This window comes from Ancylobacter sp. IITR112 (genome assembly GCF_041415945.1).
In the GTDB taxonomy this organism is placed as follows: domain Bacteria; phylum Pseudomonadota; class Alphaproteobacteria; order Rhizobiales; family Xanthobacteraceae; genus Ancylobacter.
On sequence record NZ_JBGCUS010000001.1, the window covers coordinates 4,102,132 to 4,115,589 of the forward strand.

The window sequence follows — 13,458 nt, forward strand, 5'->3', positions numbered from 1 at the left end:
GATATCAGATATTTGGTTCGGTCAGGCGGCGCACGGCGTCGCGCCAGCCGGCGAGCTTGGCCTCGCGCGTCTCCGCCGGCATGACCGGATCGAACCGGTGGTCGAGCCGCCACGAATCGGCAAACCGTCCCGGCGCGGGCATCAGCCCGGCCTGATAACCCGCGAGATACGCCGCACCAAGCGCCGTCGTCTCGCGGATCACCGGCCGGTCGACCGGCGCGGCGAGAAGATCGGCCAGGCGCTGCATGGCGAAATTGGAAGCCACCATGCCGCCATCGACGCGCAGCACCGGCGCGCGGTGCCCTCCCGCGCCGGAGCGCGCCCAGTCGGCATTCATCGCCGCGATAAGGTCAGCGGTCTGATAACAAACGCTTTCCAGCGCGGCGAGGCAGAATTCGGCCGGGCCGGAACTGCGCGTCAGCCCGAACATGGCGCCCCGCACGTCCGGGTTCCAGTGCGGTGCGCCAAGGCCGACAAAGGCCGGCACGAGATAGACCTGCTGGGCTGGATCGGCCGCTTCCGCCAGCGCTTCGCTCTCGGCCGAATTCTTGATGAGGCCAAGCCCGTCGCGCAGCCATTGCACCGCCGCCCCGGCGACGAAGATGGAGCCTTCCAGCGCATAGGTGCGCTTTCCGCCGAACTGATAGGCGATGGTGGTGAGCAGCCGGTTCTGCGACACCACGGCGGTGTCCCCGGTGTTCAGCAGGGCGAAGCAGCCGGTGCCATAGGTCGACTTGATCATGCCCGGCTGGAAACAGGCCTGACCGACAGTGGCGGCCTGCTGGTCGCCGGCTATGCCGCCAATGGCAATGGCGCCGCCGAACATCTCCGGCATGGTATGGCCGAAATCGGCGGCGCAATCCTTCACTTCGGGAAGGAGGGAGCGCGGCACGCGCAGCAGCGCGAGCAGGTCGTCGTCCCAATCGCCGGTGTGGATGTTGAACAGCAGCGTGCGGGCCGCGTTGGTGGCATCGGTGGCATGCACCGCGCCGCCGGTGAGCTTCCACAGCAGCCAACTGTCGACGGTGCCGAAGGCGAGTTCGCCGCGTTCGGCGCGTGCACGTGCGCCCGGCACATGGTCGAGAATCCAGCCGATCTTGGTGCCGGAGAAATAGGGATCGAGGATCAGCCCGGTGCGCTCGCTGACCAGCGGCTCATGCCCCTCAGCTTTCAGCCGGCCGCACAGATCGGCGGTGCGGCGGTCCTGCCAGACGATGGCGCGATGGATGGCGGCGCCGGTCTTGCGGTCCCATACCACGGTGGTTTCGCGCTGATTGGTGATGCCAATCGCGGCGATGTCGGAGGCCTTGACGCCGGCCTTGTCGATCACGGTGCGGCCGGTGGCGAGCGTCGTCTGCCACAGGTCTTCCGCCTCATGCTCGACCCAGCCGGAGGCGGGGAAATGCTGCGGAAATTCCTGCTGCGCCTGCGCCGCGATGGACGTATCCGGCCGGAACAATATGGCGCGCGAGGAAGTCGTGCCCTGGTCGATGGCGAGAAGATAGGTCGTCACGTGGCGCTCCGGGGAAGGCATCCTCCCGAAAGGCTCGCAGCCTGCGGAAGGCGTGTCCATGTCGGGCGGGACTCCGCCTGGCGAAGGCACGACGGAAGGGGCGTCCCGGACGGCGGGGGCGTCCGGGACGAGGTGCCGGGGGCGCGTGGCGCGGTCCCCGGCGGGTTTTAGCGGATCAGTTCCGGTTAGGCGGGGTGGCCGGCCACGAGTTGATCAGCGTGTCGTAGTCGATGGTCTCGCCCTGCGGCTTCTCATTGGCGAGCTTGGGCTGCGGGGCGAGGTTGCCGGATTCCTTGGCGAGCTTCACCCAATATTCCATCGGGTGCTTCTCGTTCAGCTTCGGGCCGCAATCGCCCTGCACGCCGGAGCGCTCCAGACGCTCCATCACCGATTCCTGCGCCTGGGCGAGCGAGTCCATGGCCTGCTGCGGCGTCTTGGCGCCGGAGGAGGCGTCACCAATGGCCTGCCACCAGAGCTGGGCGAGCTTCGGATAGTCCGGCACGTTGGCGCCCGTCGGCGACCACTGCACGCGGGCCGGCGAGCGGTAGAACTCGATCAGACCGCCGAGCTTGGGCGCGCGTTCGGTGAAGCTCTTGTCCCAGATGTCGCTCTCGCGGATGAAGGTGAGGCCGACATGGCTCTTCTTCAGCGAGACGGTCTTGGAGGTGACGAACTGGGCGTAGAGCCAGGCGGCCTTGCGACGATCGACCGGAGTGGACTTCAGCAGCGTCCAGGAACCCACGTCCTGGTAGCCGAGCTTCATGCCGTCCTTCCAGTAGGCGCCCTTCGGCGAAGGGGCCATGCGCCACTTCGGCGTGCCGTCGGCGTTCATGACCGGCAGGCCTTCCTTCACCATGTCGGCGGTGAAGGCGGTGTACCAGAACATCTGCTGGGCGATGTTGCCCTGGGCAGGCACCGGGCCGGCTTCGGAGAAGGTCATGCCGGCAGCCTGCGGCGGCGTGTACTTCTTCAGCCACTCGATATACTTGACGATGGAGTAAACGGCCGCCGGGCCGTTGGTGTCGCCGCCGCGCTCGACGGTCGAGCCGGTGGGGCGGCAGCCTTCCATGCGGATGCCCCATTCATCGACCGGCTTGCCATTGGGCAGGCCGCGATCGCCATTGCCGGCCATGGAGAGCCACGCATCGGTGAAGCGCCAGCCGAGCGAGGGGTCCTTCTTGCCGTAGTCCATGTTGCCATAGACCTTGACGCCGTTGATTTCCTTCACGTCATTGGTGAAGAACTCGGCGATGTCCTCATAGGCGGACCAGTTCAGCGGCACGCCCAGCTCGTAGCCATACTTGGCCTTGAACTTGGCCTTGATGTCCGGGTTGGTGAACCAGTCGTAGCGGAACCAGTAGAGGTTGGCGAATTGCTGGTCCGGGAGCTGGTACACCTTGCCATCCGGCGCGGTGGTGAAGGAGATGCCGATGAAATCCGCGAGGTCGAGCGTCGGCGAGGTCACGTCTTTGCCTTCGCCCGCCATCCAGTCGGTCAGCGGCACGGCCTGCTTGTAGCGGAAATGCGTGCCGATGAGGTCGGAATCGTTCACCCACGCATCGTAGATGTTCTTGCCCGACTGCATCTGTGTCTGGATCTTCTCGACCACGTCACCTTCCTGGATGAGGTCGTGGGTGAGCTTGATCCCGGTGATCTCGGAGAACGCCTTGGCGAGAACCTTCGCCTCATATTCATGGGTGGTGATCGTCTCGGAGACGACGTTGATCTCCATGCCCTTGAACGGTTCGGCAGCCTTGATGAACCATTCCATCTCCTTCATCTGCTCGTCCTTGGAGAGCGTGGAAGGCTGGAATTCGCTGTCGATCCACTTCTTGGCGGCGGCCTCGTCCGCGCGTACCGGCGCGGCGAAGGCGATCAGCGCCATGGCGCTGGCGGCCAGCAGAAGCCGGCCTCGGCTCATTGTCGGCAACATGGGTCTTTCCTCCCGTTCGTTCCAGATCGTGCGGCTTGCTGCCGCTTAGGCGAATTCACACGAGGCGGAACACCGCCAGCGCGTAGACAAGGCAGAGCGCGAGCGCCCAGCCGAGATTGGGACCCACCAGGGCGAGCCAGGCGAGATTGATGAAGGCGCTGCCGAGCAGCGTGATGAACAGGCGGTCGCCGCGCGTGGTGGGAATGCCCAGCACGCCGACGCGGGCGCGCTCGGGCTTCCACAGCGCCAGCATGGTGAAGATTGCGAGCAGACCGGCAATCACGGCGAAAAAGGCTGCCGTTGGCCAGGTCCAGGCCATCCAGGCGGTGTTCTCGGCGAGACGTTCCATGAAGGGCGACGAAGCGTTTTCCATGCCGTCGATCCTCATACCCGCCCGAGGGCAAAGCCCTTGGCGATGTAGTTGCGCACGAACCAGATGACGAGCGCGCCGGGGATGATGGTCAGCACGCCGGCGGCGGCCAGCAGGCCCCAGTCCATGCCGGCGGCCGAGACGGTACGGGTCATCGTCACCGCGATCGGCTTGGCGTTGGTGGCAGTCAGCGTACGCGCCAGCAGCAGTTCCACCCAGGAGAACATGAAGCAGAAGAAGGCGGCAACGCCGATGCCGCTCGCGATCAGTGGCATGAAGATCTTGATGAAGAAGCGCGGGAAGGAATAGCCGTCGATCGCCGCCGTCTCGTCGATCTCACGCGGCACGCCGGACATGAAGCCTTCGAGAATCCACACGGCGAGTGGCACATTGAACAGGCAATGCGCCAGCGCCACGGCCCAGGGCGTGTCGAACAGGCCGATGGCCGAATAGAGATTGAAGAAGGGCAGCGCGAACACGGCTGGAGGGGCCATGCGGTTCGACAGCAGCCAGAAGAAAAGGTGCTTCTCGCCGACAAAGCTGTAGCGCGAGAACGCATAGGCTGCCGGCAGCGCCAGCGTGATCGAGATGATGGTGTTCAGCGCCACATAGGTCAGCGAGTTGATGTAGCCGGAGTACCAGCTCGAATCGGTGAAGATCTTGATATAGTGCTCGAACGTGATGTCGTTCGGCCACAGGGTGACGCCTGAATTGATCTCGAAATTCGTCTTCAGGCTCATATTCACGAGCCAGTAGATCGGCAGGATCAGGAAGGCGAGATACAGCACCATGACGAGGGTGCCGCCGCGCGAGGAGGCGTGGGACGAGGCGCTCATGCCGGGTTCTCCTCCTGCCGGCGCTCGGTCCCGGCATGCGTCATCACGGTGTAGAAGACCCAGCAGAGGGCAAGCACGATGAGGTTGTAGACGAGGCTCATCGCCGCCGCCTTGCCGAGATCGAACTGGCCGAGGGCGATCTTCACGAGGTCGATGGACAGGAAGGTGGTGGCGTTGCCAGGCCCGCCGCCGGTGAGCACGAAGGGCTCGGTGTAGATCATGAAGCTGTCCATGAAGCGCAGCAGCACCGCGATCAGCAGAACCCGCTTCATCTTCGGCAATTGGATAGTGGTGAAGATGGCCCAGCGGGAGGCGCCGTCGATCCGTGCGGCCTGGTAATAGGCGTCGGGGATCGACTTGAGGCCGGCATAGCACAACAGCGCGACGAGGCTGGTCCAATGCCACACATCCATCACCACGATGGTGATCCAGGCCGCCAGCGGATCGCCCGTGTAGTTGTACTCGATGCCGAGAGCGTTGATCGCCCAGCCCGCGAGGCCGATATCGCCGCGCGCGAACACCTGCCAGATGGTGCCGACGACGTTCCACGGAATCAGTAGCGGCAGCGCCATGATCACCAGCGTCGCGGCGACCTTCCAGCCCTCGCGTGGCATGGACAGCGCGACGAGGATGCCGAGCGGCACCTCGATGGCGAGGATGATGGCGGAGAAGAGAAGATTTCGCCACAGCGCGTCGAGGAAGCGCCCGCCGAGTTCCGTGGAGGGATCGAGCAACTCCTGGAACCAGCCAAGGCCGTTCCAGAAGAACTGGTTGTTGCCGAAGGTGTCCTGCACCGAATAGTTCACCACCGTCATGATCGGCACGATGGCCGAGAAGGCGACGATGAGGAAAACCGGGGCGACCAGCAGCCAGGCGCGGTTGTTGACGGGCTTGTCCATCACGCAACTCCCTCGCGGCCGGCGGGCGCGCCGGGCACCAGCACGCCATTGGCGTAGATGTGGATCTGCCGGGGATCGAGCGTCAGGCCGGCGCTATCGCCGTCGAGCGACAGAGCCTCCGGGACCATGGCCGCCGCCGGATTGCCGGAAATCTCGATGCGGGCGATGCGGGCGCGCCCGATATCCTCGATGCGCGTCACCTTCACGGGCAGGCCGTGGCCCGGCCTCGCCAGCGTGGCGAATTCCGGCCGCACGCCGAGTTCGATCCGTTCCCCCGGAGGCAGGGCGGGATAGGCCCGCTCCAGCGCAATGGCGACGTCACCCACATGGGCGGTGCGCCCCTCGACCTTCACCGGCAGCACATTCATGCCCGGCGAGCCGATGAAATGGCCGACAAAGGTGTGGGCGGGGCGCTCGAACAGCTCTTCCGGCGTGCCGGTCTGCACCACGGCGCCGTCATGCATGACGACGACGGTGTCGGCGAAGGTCAGCGCCTCGGTCTGGTCGTGCGTCACATAGATCATGGTGAGATCGAGGGCGCGGTGCAGTTCCTTCAGCGAGGAACGCAACTGCCATTTCAAGTGGGGGTCGATGACGGTCAGCGGCTCGTCGAACAGGATCGCCGCGACATCCTCGCGTACAAGACCGCGACCGAGCGAGATCTTCTGCTTGGCGTCGGCGGTGAGGTTGGAAGCCTTGCGGTCGAGCACGGAGGTCATGTCGAGCCGGCTGGCGATTTCCTCGACGCGGCGGGCGATCGCTTCGCGCGGCATCTTCCGGTTCTTCAGCGGAAAGGCCAGGTTCTCGCGCACCGTCATCGTGTCGTAGACGACCGGAAACTGAAACACCTGAGCAATGTTGCGCGCTTCGGTCGGCAGCCGCGTGACATCGCGGCCGTCGAACAGGATGCGCCCGCGCGTCGGGATGACGAGGCCGGAAATGATGTTGAGCAGCGTGGTCTTGCCGCAGCCGGAAGGTCCGAGCAACGCATAGGCGCCGCCTTGGCGCCAGACATGGTTGATCTCTTTCAGCGCATAGTCCTGCGGGCCGCGCGGATCAGGCCGGTAGGCATGGGCGAGACCGTCGAGGGTGATGCTGGCCATGGTGCTCTCCCTCAGGCCGCCGCCGCATCGCGGGCGGGCGCGACACGGCGCTCGTCAGCGTCGAACAGCAGGATGTGGCGGGGGTCGATCAGCACTTCCACCGGCGCGTCCGGTTCCAGCCGCCGCACGCCGGGAACCAGCGCGGTGAGGCGTTCCGCGCCCATATCCATATGCAGGAAGCTCTCCGAACCCGTGACTTCGGTCACCGCGATGGTCGCGCCAAGACGGATGAGCCCGTCGCCGGCGATGCGCTCGGCGGTGGCGACATCTTCCACTTCGAGATGATGGGCGCGCACGCCAATCGTGTAGCGGCCATCCGGCACATGGGCGAGCGGGCCGTGCGCCGGCAGCACGGTGCCATTCTCCATCAGCACGGTGTGTCCCTGCTTCTTCACGCGCAGCGCGTTGAGCGGCGGGTCTGAGAAGACGCGCGCGGTGGCGAGGTTCGCCGGGCCCCGATACACCTCGGCCGTGGGCCCGAATTGGGTCACCGCGCCTTCGAGTAGCGCGGCGGTGTTCCCGCCGAGCAGCAGCGCCTCGGTCGGCTCCGTGGTGGCATAGACGAACACGGCGCCGGTTGAGGCGAAGATGCGCGGCAGCTCTTCGCGCAGTTCCTCGCGCAGCTTGTAGTCGAGATTGGCAAGCGGCTCGTCGAGCAGGACGAGATCGGCGCGCTTCACCAGCGCGCGGGCGATGGCGGTACGCTGCTGCTGGCCGCCGGAGAGAGCCAGCGGGGTGCGCTGGAGGTAGGGCTCCAGCTTCAGCAGCTTCGCCGCCGACAGCACACGCTCCTCTATCTCCGCTCTGGGGAGGCCCGCCACCCGCAGCGGCGAGGCGATGTTCTCATACACCGTCAGCGCGGGGTAGTTGATGAACTGCTGGTAGACCATGGCGACGCTGCGCTTTTTCACCGACAGGCCGGTGACATCGCGACCATCCACCAGCACCCGGCCGGAGGTCGGCGCGTCGAGGCCGGCCATCAGACGCATCAGGCTGGTCTTGCCGGCAAGGGTGGCGCCGAGCAGCACGTTCAGGCTGCCGCGCTCCAGGCGCAGCGACACATCGCGGATGAAGGGGACGCCGCGCACGCTGCGCGAGACATGGGCGAGTTCGAGTGTCATTGCGCAATACCCCGCAGCGAAGCCGGCGCCGCGCGCGGCAATACGCTCTCGGCCATGAAGGCATCGAGCGCCGCCGTCTCCTCAGCGGAGAAGCGCAGGCCGAGCTTGGAACGCCGCCATAGCACATCCTCGGCGGTACGAGCCCACTCTTCACGCATCAGGTAGCGCACCTCTGCCTCGGTCAGGTCGGCCCCGAACACCCGCCCGAGGTCGCCGGCCGCACGGGTGCCGTCGAGAATGCGCATGGCCCGCGTGCCATACGCCACCACCAGCCGGCGGGCGAGGCGTTCATCGAGCCAGGGATGGGAGCGCAGCAACTGGGCTATGATGCGAGGCTGGTCGTGCACGCCGAAATCCCCCCCGGGAAGCGGCGCGGTGCCCGTCCACGACGCCTTCGACGCGCCGGGAAGATAGGGCGTCAGCTTCTCGATCGCGTGCTCGGCAAGACGGCGATAGGTGGTGATCTTGCCGCCGAACACCGAGAGAACCGGCACCCGCCCGTCCTGGTCGTCCAGTTCCAGCACATAATCGCGCGTGGCTTCCTGCGCCTTGGACGCGCCGTCGTCATAAAGCGGTCGGACGCCGGAATAGGTCCACACCACATCGCCCGGCGTCACCGGGCGGCTGAAATACTCGCTGGCGGCGGCGCAGAGATAGGCGATCTCCTCCTCGCTCGCCACCGGCTTGCTCGGCGTGCTGCCGAAATCCCGGTCGGTGGTGCCGATGAGGGTGAAGTCCTGCTCATAGGGAATGGCGAAGATGATGCGCCCATCGGCGTTCTGGAAGATGTAGGCGCGGTCATGGTCGTAGAGCCGGGGCACGACGATATGGCTGCCCTGGACCAGGCGGACATTGGCGGGCGAGTTGGCGCGCAACACATGCGCCAGAACATCGTGCACCCAGGGGCCGGCGGCATTGACCAGCGCGCGGGCATTGACGACGCGGCGTGCGCCGTCCTCCTCGAATTCGATACGCCAGAATTCAGGCTCGCGGCTGGCGGAGACGACGCGGGTGCTCCGGCGTATGTCAGCGCCGCGCTCGGCCGCATCGAGCGCATTCAGCACCACCAGGCGGCTGTCCTCCACCCAGCAGTCGGAATATTCAAAAGCGCGGCGATAGCCCTCGCGCAGCGGCCGGCCAGCCGGGTCGCGCGCGAGGTCGAGCGTGCGCGTCGACGGCAACAGCTTGCGCCCGCCGAGATGGTCGTACAGGAAAAGGCCGAGGCGCAGCAGCCAGGCCGGGCGCAGGCCGGCGTGGTGGGGCAGGACGAAGCGCAGCGGCCAGATAATGTGCGGGGCGATCGCCCACAGCACTTCGCGTTCGGCCAGCGCCTCATGCACCAGCCGGAACTCGTAATGTTCGAGATAGCGCAGCCCACCATGGATGAGCTTGGTGGAGGCGGAAGAGGTGGCGCCAGCGAAATCGCCCTGTTCCAGCAGCACCACGGAGACGCCCCGGCCCGCCGCGTCGCGGGCGATGCCGCAGCCATTCACGCCCCCGCCAATGATCGCAAGGTCGTAAATCTCGTCCAAGGTGCGAGCGTTCAAAGGCGTGTCTCCCGGTGCGCTGCTTTAGGTCAGTAGCGCTTTCGTTTTTATCTTCATATCGACGCTATACGAAAGTGTTTTTGGTCGCAATAGCGTCAAATCGAAAGAAGCGAACCTTCGTTTAGGTGCATTGCAGCAATTCCGTGGCATTCCGCTGGCATGCCAGCCGCACCGCTTGTCGCCTCCGGCGACGCTGCGCAACGGCGACGGCGTAGAGGCCCAGCCGCGCGGCGTCTCTCGGCCTGTCGACGCGCACTTCCCTGATCCTAAGCAAGGCCGCGCCGCGTCGGCGACATCGGCCGTGCGGTCTTCCGGCACCGCTGCGGTGCAGCAACGATTTGCTCTTGTCATGTTGAGCGATCGGCGCATAACTAAACACAAAGCTAAATCGTTCCGGCGCGCCTTGCGCCACGGTGAGCCATGAAAGGGGCAAAAAGCCCCTCGTTCTCTGGGAGGAGAGCATGCTGAAGCAGTGGATACCCCTTCTCGGGGCGACGGCCGTTTGCGCGCTGATGTCCGTGCCGCAGGCGGCGAAGGCCGAGCAACTCACGCTGTGCTGGGCGGCCTGGGACCCGGCCAATGCGCTGGTGGAGCTGTCCAAGGACTTCACCGCCAAGACCGGCATCGACATGAAGTTCGAGTTCGTCCCGTGGACCAGCTATGCCGACCGCTTCCTCAATGAACTGAATTCGCGCGGCAAGCTGTGCGACCTCATCATCGGCGACAGCCAGTGGGTCGGCGGCGCGGCGGAGAACGGGCATTACGTGAAGCTGAACGACTTTTTCGCGAAGGAAGGCATCAAGATGGATGACTTCGTTCCCGCGACCGTCGTCGGCTATTCCGAATGGCCGAAGAACACGCCGAACTACTGGGCCCTGCCGGCGATGGGCGACGTGGTGGGCTGGACCTACCGCAAGGACTGGTTCACGCGCCCGGAGATCCAGAAGGAATTCAAGGCGAAGTACGGCTGGGACCTCGACGCGCCGAAGACCTATGACCAGCTCAAGCAGATCGCCGAATTCTTCCAGAAGCGGCAGATCGACGGCAAGACCGTCTATGGCGCCTCGATCTACACCGAGCGCGGGTCGGAAGGCATCACGATGGGCGTGACCAACGTCCTGTATGATTGGGGCTTCATGTATGACAACCCCAAGAAGCCCTACGACATGCAGGGCTATGTGAATTCGCCGGACGCCATCAAGGGCCTCGAATTCTACAAGGCGCTTTACGATTGCTGCACCCCGCCCGGCGCATCCAACGTCTACATGGTGGAATCGGCCGACGCCTTCAAGTCCGGGCAGGTGGCGATGCAGATGAACTTCGCCTTCACCTGGCCCGGCCTCTACAAGGACGAGAAAGTCGGCGGCGACCGCATCGGCTTCTTCCCCAACCCGGCGGAGAAGTATCATTACGCCCAGCTGGGCGGGCAGGGCATCTCGGTGGTGTCCTACTCGGACAAGCGCGACGCCGCCCTTCAGTACATCAAGTGGTTCGCCCAGCCGCAGGTGCAGGCCAAGTGGTGGCAACTCGGCGGCTATTCCTGCCTGAAGGCGGTGGTCGACGCTCCCGACTTCAAGACCAGCCAGCCCTATGCGCCGGCCTTCCTGGAATCGATGGCGATCGTGAAGGATTTCTGGGCCGAGCCGTCTTACGCCGAACTGCTGCAGGCGATGCAGAAGCGGGTGCATGACTATGTCGTCGCCGGCAAGGGCACGGCAAAGGAGGCTCTCGACGGTCTCGAAAAGGACTGGACCGAGATCTTCAAGGAAGACGGCAAGATCTGAGATCGCGACCATGTGACCCTCTCCCCGATGGGAGAGGGGCCCGCCAAGCGGGTCGGTGAGCGGGTGAGCTGCGCGTCCAGCGCCTCCCACCCCTTGCCCCATCCTCTCCCCGGCGGGGAGAGGGAGTAGGCTCCGCTTCCTCCCGCGGGCGATCCGGCTCATCCCGAGACCCACCGGATCGCCCCTTTTCCGCCGACGCCAGCGAGGGCGCGCGTGACGACATCTCCACACACCTATGCCGACAAGGCCGCCGAGGCGGCGGTGCGGGCAACCCCGGAACCTCTCGTGAGGCGGGTACGGGCGCTTTCCGACAAGGCGATTGCCTGGCTGTTCATCGCGCCCACCATCGCGCTGCTGCTGGCGATCAACATCTTCCCGCTGTTCTGGGCGATCTACCTCTCCTTCACCAACTACCGCGCCAACCGCCCCAATGCGGAGGTGAAGAATGTCGGCCTCGGCAATTATTCGCGGGTGCTGAACGACCCCGATATCTGGGCCTCGATGCAGACCACGGCGCATTTCGTGTTCTGGACCATCCTTCTCCAGACGGTGATCGGCTTCGCGCTGGCCTATCTCATCGACCGCAAGTTCCGTGGCCACGCCTTCTGGACGACGCTCATCCTCATCCCGATGATGCTGTCGCCGGCCGTGGTCGGCAATTTCTGGCGGTTCCTCTATGAGCCGCAGATCGGCCTGTTCGCCTATGCCGTTTCCTTCCTCACCGGCATTCCAACCTCGGAGATCCAGATGCTCGGCAGCGTCAACCTGGCGCCCTGGGCGATCATCATCGTCGATACCTGGATGTGGACGCCCTATGTGATGCTGATCTGCCTCGCCGGGCTGCGCTCCATTCCCGACTACATCTATGAAGCGGCGGAAGTCGATCGCGCGTCGAACTGGCGGCAGTTCTGGTCGATCACCGTGCCGATGGCGCTGCCCTTCATCATGCTGGCTGTGCTGTTCCGTGGCATCGAGAACTTCAAGATGTTCGACATGGTCAACCTGCTCACCGGCGGCGGACCCGGCTCGACCACCGAGGTCGCCTCCATCGCGCTCAAGCGCGACGCCTTCGAGGCGTGGGCGACCGGGCGATCCTCCGCCTTTGCCATCGTGCTGTTCGTCGCGGTGTTCGGCCTCGCCAACATCTACGTCAAGGCGCTCAACAGGGTGAAGCAACGATGAGCTCGGCAAACACCGCCCATTCAGTCGTCGAGCCGAGCGCCCGTTCCAAGCGCATCGCCGCCACTCTGGTGATCCTCTACGCGGTCATCACCATGATTCCGCTGGTGTGGATTTTCCTCACCTCGATCAAGTCGCCGCCGGATTCGATCTCCTATCCGCCGAAGATCCTGTTCACGCCGTCGCTGGAGGGGTACTGCAACCTCTTCACCACCCGCACGCGGCAGACACCGGAATACATCGCCTCACTCCCACCGCCGGACGGCGTGTGCGATGCCGTGACCCGCCAGCGCAACATGGTGATCGCCGGGCCGTCCAACTTCCTGCCGCGCTTCACCAATTCGCTGATCATCGCTTTTGGCTCGACCTTCCTCGCCGTCGGGCTCGGCACGCTTGCTGCCTATGGATTCTCGCGTTTCAAGGTGCCGCTGGCGGACGACCTGCTGTTCTTCATTCTCTCCACCCGGATGATGCCGCCCATCGCGGTCGCGATCCCGATCTACCTCATGTACCGGCAGCTCGGCCTTTCCGATACCGCGCTCGGCATGATGCTGCTCTACACCGCCGTGAACGTCTCGCTCGCCGTGTGGCTGCTCAAGGGCTTCATCGACGAGATCCCGCGTGAATATGAAGAGGCGGCGATGATCGACGGCTATTCCCGGCTGCAGGCCTTCCGCAAGGTGGTGCTGCCGCAGGCGACCACCGGCATCGCCGCCACCGCGATCTTCTGCCTGATCTTCGCCTGGAACGAATACGCCTTCGCCTCGCTGCTCACCTCCGGCAGCGCCCAGACCGCGCCGCCCTTCATCCCCACCATCATTGGCGAGGGCGGGCAGGACTGGCCGGCCGTGGCGGCGGGCACGACGATCTTCCTCGTGCCGATCCTCGTCTTCACCATTCTCCTGCGCAAGCAGTTGCTGCGCGGCATCACTTTCGGGGCGGTGCGCAAATGAGCGAGCCTGTTCACTCCCCGCGCAGCCTCGCTCCGGCGAAGCCCTCCCGCCCCTTCTTCCTGCGGCGCGGGCCGATGGAGGCGGTCGCCGTCACCCTCATCGGCCTTGGCTTCCTCATGCTGTTCCAGCCCTTCGCGCTGGTGCTCTACACCTATTCCCTCGTCACCCTTCTCGCCGGCACGTTCATGTTCATGATCGTGTCCAAGTTCCCGGAGTAGGC

Annotated in this window: 12 protein-coding genes; 4 read left to right on the forward strand and 8 right to left on the reverse strand. The window is 65.1% G+C overall.

Annotated elements, in window-relative coordinates:
• Positions 1 to 4 precede the first annotated feature (4 nt).
• From glpK to glpD, 8 genes are all read right to left on the reverse strand, one after another.
• Positions 5 to 1,513: a glycerol kinase GlpK gene (gene glpK / locus AAC979_RS19495; RefSeq protein ID WP_371348542.1), complete on the reverse strand. Its 1,509-nt coding sequence runs from the start codon at positions 1,511 to 1,513 to the stop codon at positions 5 to 7.
• A 175-nt stretch (positions 1,514 to 1,688) separates the two neighbouring features.
• A complete protein-coding gene (locus AAC979_RS19500; RefSeq protein WP_371348543.1) occupies positions 1,689 to 3,446 on the reverse strand; it encodes an ABC transporter substrate-binding protein in 1,758 nt (585 codons plus the stop codon).
• 55 nt (positions 3,447 to 3,501) lie between these two features.
• Positions 3,502 to 3,819, reverse strand: a complete 318-nt coding sequence (locus AAC979_RS19505; protein WP_371348544.1) for a DUF2160 domain-containing protein — start codon at positions 3,817 to 3,819, stop codon at positions 3,502 to 3,504.
• A gap of 11 nt (positions 3,820 to 3,830) precedes the next feature.
• Entirely contained in the window at positions 3,831 to 4,652 is an 822-nt protein-coding gene (locus AAC979_RS19510; protein WP_371348545.1) for a carbohydrate ABC transporter permease, read from the reverse strand.
• On the reverse strand, positions 4,649 to 5,551 hold the full coding sequence (locus tag AAC979_RS19515; RefSeq protein WP_371348546.1) for a carbohydrate ABC transporter permease: 903 nt from the start codon (positions 5,549 to 5,551) through the stop codon (positions 4,649 to 4,651). Before AAC979_RS19515 ends, AAC979_RS19510 begins: the two co-directional genes overlap by 4 nt.
• The gene (locus AAC979_RS19520; RefSeq protein ID WP_371348547.1) at positions 5,551 to 6,654 is read right to left on the reverse strand and encodes an ABC transporter ATP-binding protein; all 1,104 of its coding nucleotides are present in this window, start codon (positions 6,652 to 6,654) and stop codon (positions 5,551 to 5,553) included. The genes AAC979_RS19515 and AAC979_RS19520 overlap by 1 nt, the downstream gene beginning before the upstream one ends.
• 11 nt (positions 6,655 to 6,665) lie before the next feature.
• Positions 6,666 to 7,775, reverse strand: a complete 1,110-nt coding sequence (locus AAC979_RS19525; protein WP_371348548.1) for an ABC transporter ATP-binding protein — start codon at positions 7,773 to 7,775, stop codon at positions 6,666 to 6,668.
• Positions 7,772 to 9,322 (reverse strand): glycerol-3-phosphate dehydrogenase, encoded by a 1,551-nt coding sequence (glpD, locus tag AAC979_RS19530; protein ID WP_371348549.1) that lies wholly within the window; start codon positions 9,320 to 9,322, stop codon positions 7,772 to 7,774. The genes AAC979_RS19525 and glpD overlap by 4 nt, the downstream gene beginning before the upstream one ends.
• A 512-nt stretch (positions 9,323 to 9,834) precedes the next feature.
• On the opposite strand from glpD, the gene AAC979_RS19535 reads away from it, so the two are divergent.
• The 4 genes from AAC979_RS19535 (at position 9,835) to AAC979_RS19550 (ending at position 13,456) form a co-directional block, all read left to right on the forward strand.
• Positions 9,835 to 11,106 (forward strand): ABC transporter substrate-binding protein, encoded by a 1,272-nt coding sequence (locus tag AAC979_RS19535; RefSeq protein ID WP_371349102.1) that lies wholly within the window; start codon positions 9,835 to 9,837, stop codon positions 11,104 to 11,106.
• A 213-nt stretch (positions 11,107 to 11,319) separates the two neighbouring features.
• On the forward strand, positions 11,320 to 12,288 hold the full coding sequence (locus AAC979_RS19540) for a carbohydrate ABC transporter permease (protein WP_371348550.1): 969 nt from the start codon (positions 11,320 to 11,322) through the stop codon (positions 12,286 to 12,288).
• On the forward strand, positions 12,285 to 13,238 hold the full coding sequence (locus tag AAC979_RS19545) for a carbohydrate ABC transporter permease (RefSeq protein WP_371348551.1): 954 nt from the start codon (positions 12,285 to 12,287) through the stop codon (positions 13,236 to 13,238). Before AAC979_RS19540 ends, AAC979_RS19545 begins: the two co-directional genes overlap by 4 nt.
• Positions 13,235 to 13,456: a hypothetical protein gene (locus AAC979_RS19550; RefSeq protein ID WP_371348552.1), complete on the forward strand. Its 222-nt coding sequence runs from the start codon at positions 13,235 to 13,237 to the stop codon at positions 13,454 to 13,456. The genes AAC979_RS19545 and AAC979_RS19550 overlap by 4 nt, the downstream gene beginning before the upstream one ends.
• Positions 13,457 to 13,458 lie beyond the last annotated feature (2 nt).

Bases quoted from the DNA above. Each gene is read 5' to 3' on its own strand.
- AAC979_RS19500 (WP_371348543.1), bottom strand. From the start codon at position 3,446: ATGTTGCCGACAATGAGCCGAGGCCGGCTTCTGCTGGCCGCCAGCGCC.
- AAC979_RS19505 (WP_371348544.1), bottom strand. From the start codon at position 3,819: ATGGAAAACGCTTCGTCGCCCTTCATGGAACGTCTCGCCGAGAACACC.
- AAC979_RS19510 (WP_371348545.1), bottom strand. From the start codon at position 4,652: ATGAGCGCCTCGTCCCACGCCTCCTCGCGCGGCGGCACCCTCGTCATG.
- AAC979_RS19515 (WP_371348546.1), bottom strand. From the start codon at position 5,551: ATGGACAAGCCCGTCAACAACCGCGCCTGGCTGCTGGTCGCCCCGGTT.
- AAC979_RS19520 (WP_371348547.1), bottom strand. From the start codon at position 6,654: ATGGCCAGCATCACCCTCGACGGTCTCGCCCATGCCTACCGGCCTGAT.
- AAC979_RS19525 (WP_371348548.1), bottom strand. From the start codon at position 7,775: ATGACACTCGAACTCGCCCATGTCTCGCGCAGCGTGCGCGGCGTCCCC.
- AAC979_RS19535 (WP_371349102.1), top strand. From the start codon at position 9,835: ATGTCCGTGCCGCAGGCGGCGAAGGCCGAGCAACTCACGCTGTGCTGG.
- AAC979_RS19545 (WP_371348551.1), top strand. From the start codon at position 12,285: ATGAGCTCGGCAAACACCGCCCATTCAGTCGTCGAGCCGAGCGCCCGT.
- AAC979_RS19550 (WP_371348552.1), top strand. From the start codon at position 13,235: ATGAGCGAGCCTGTTCACTCCCCGCGCAGCCTCGCTCCGGCGAAGCCC.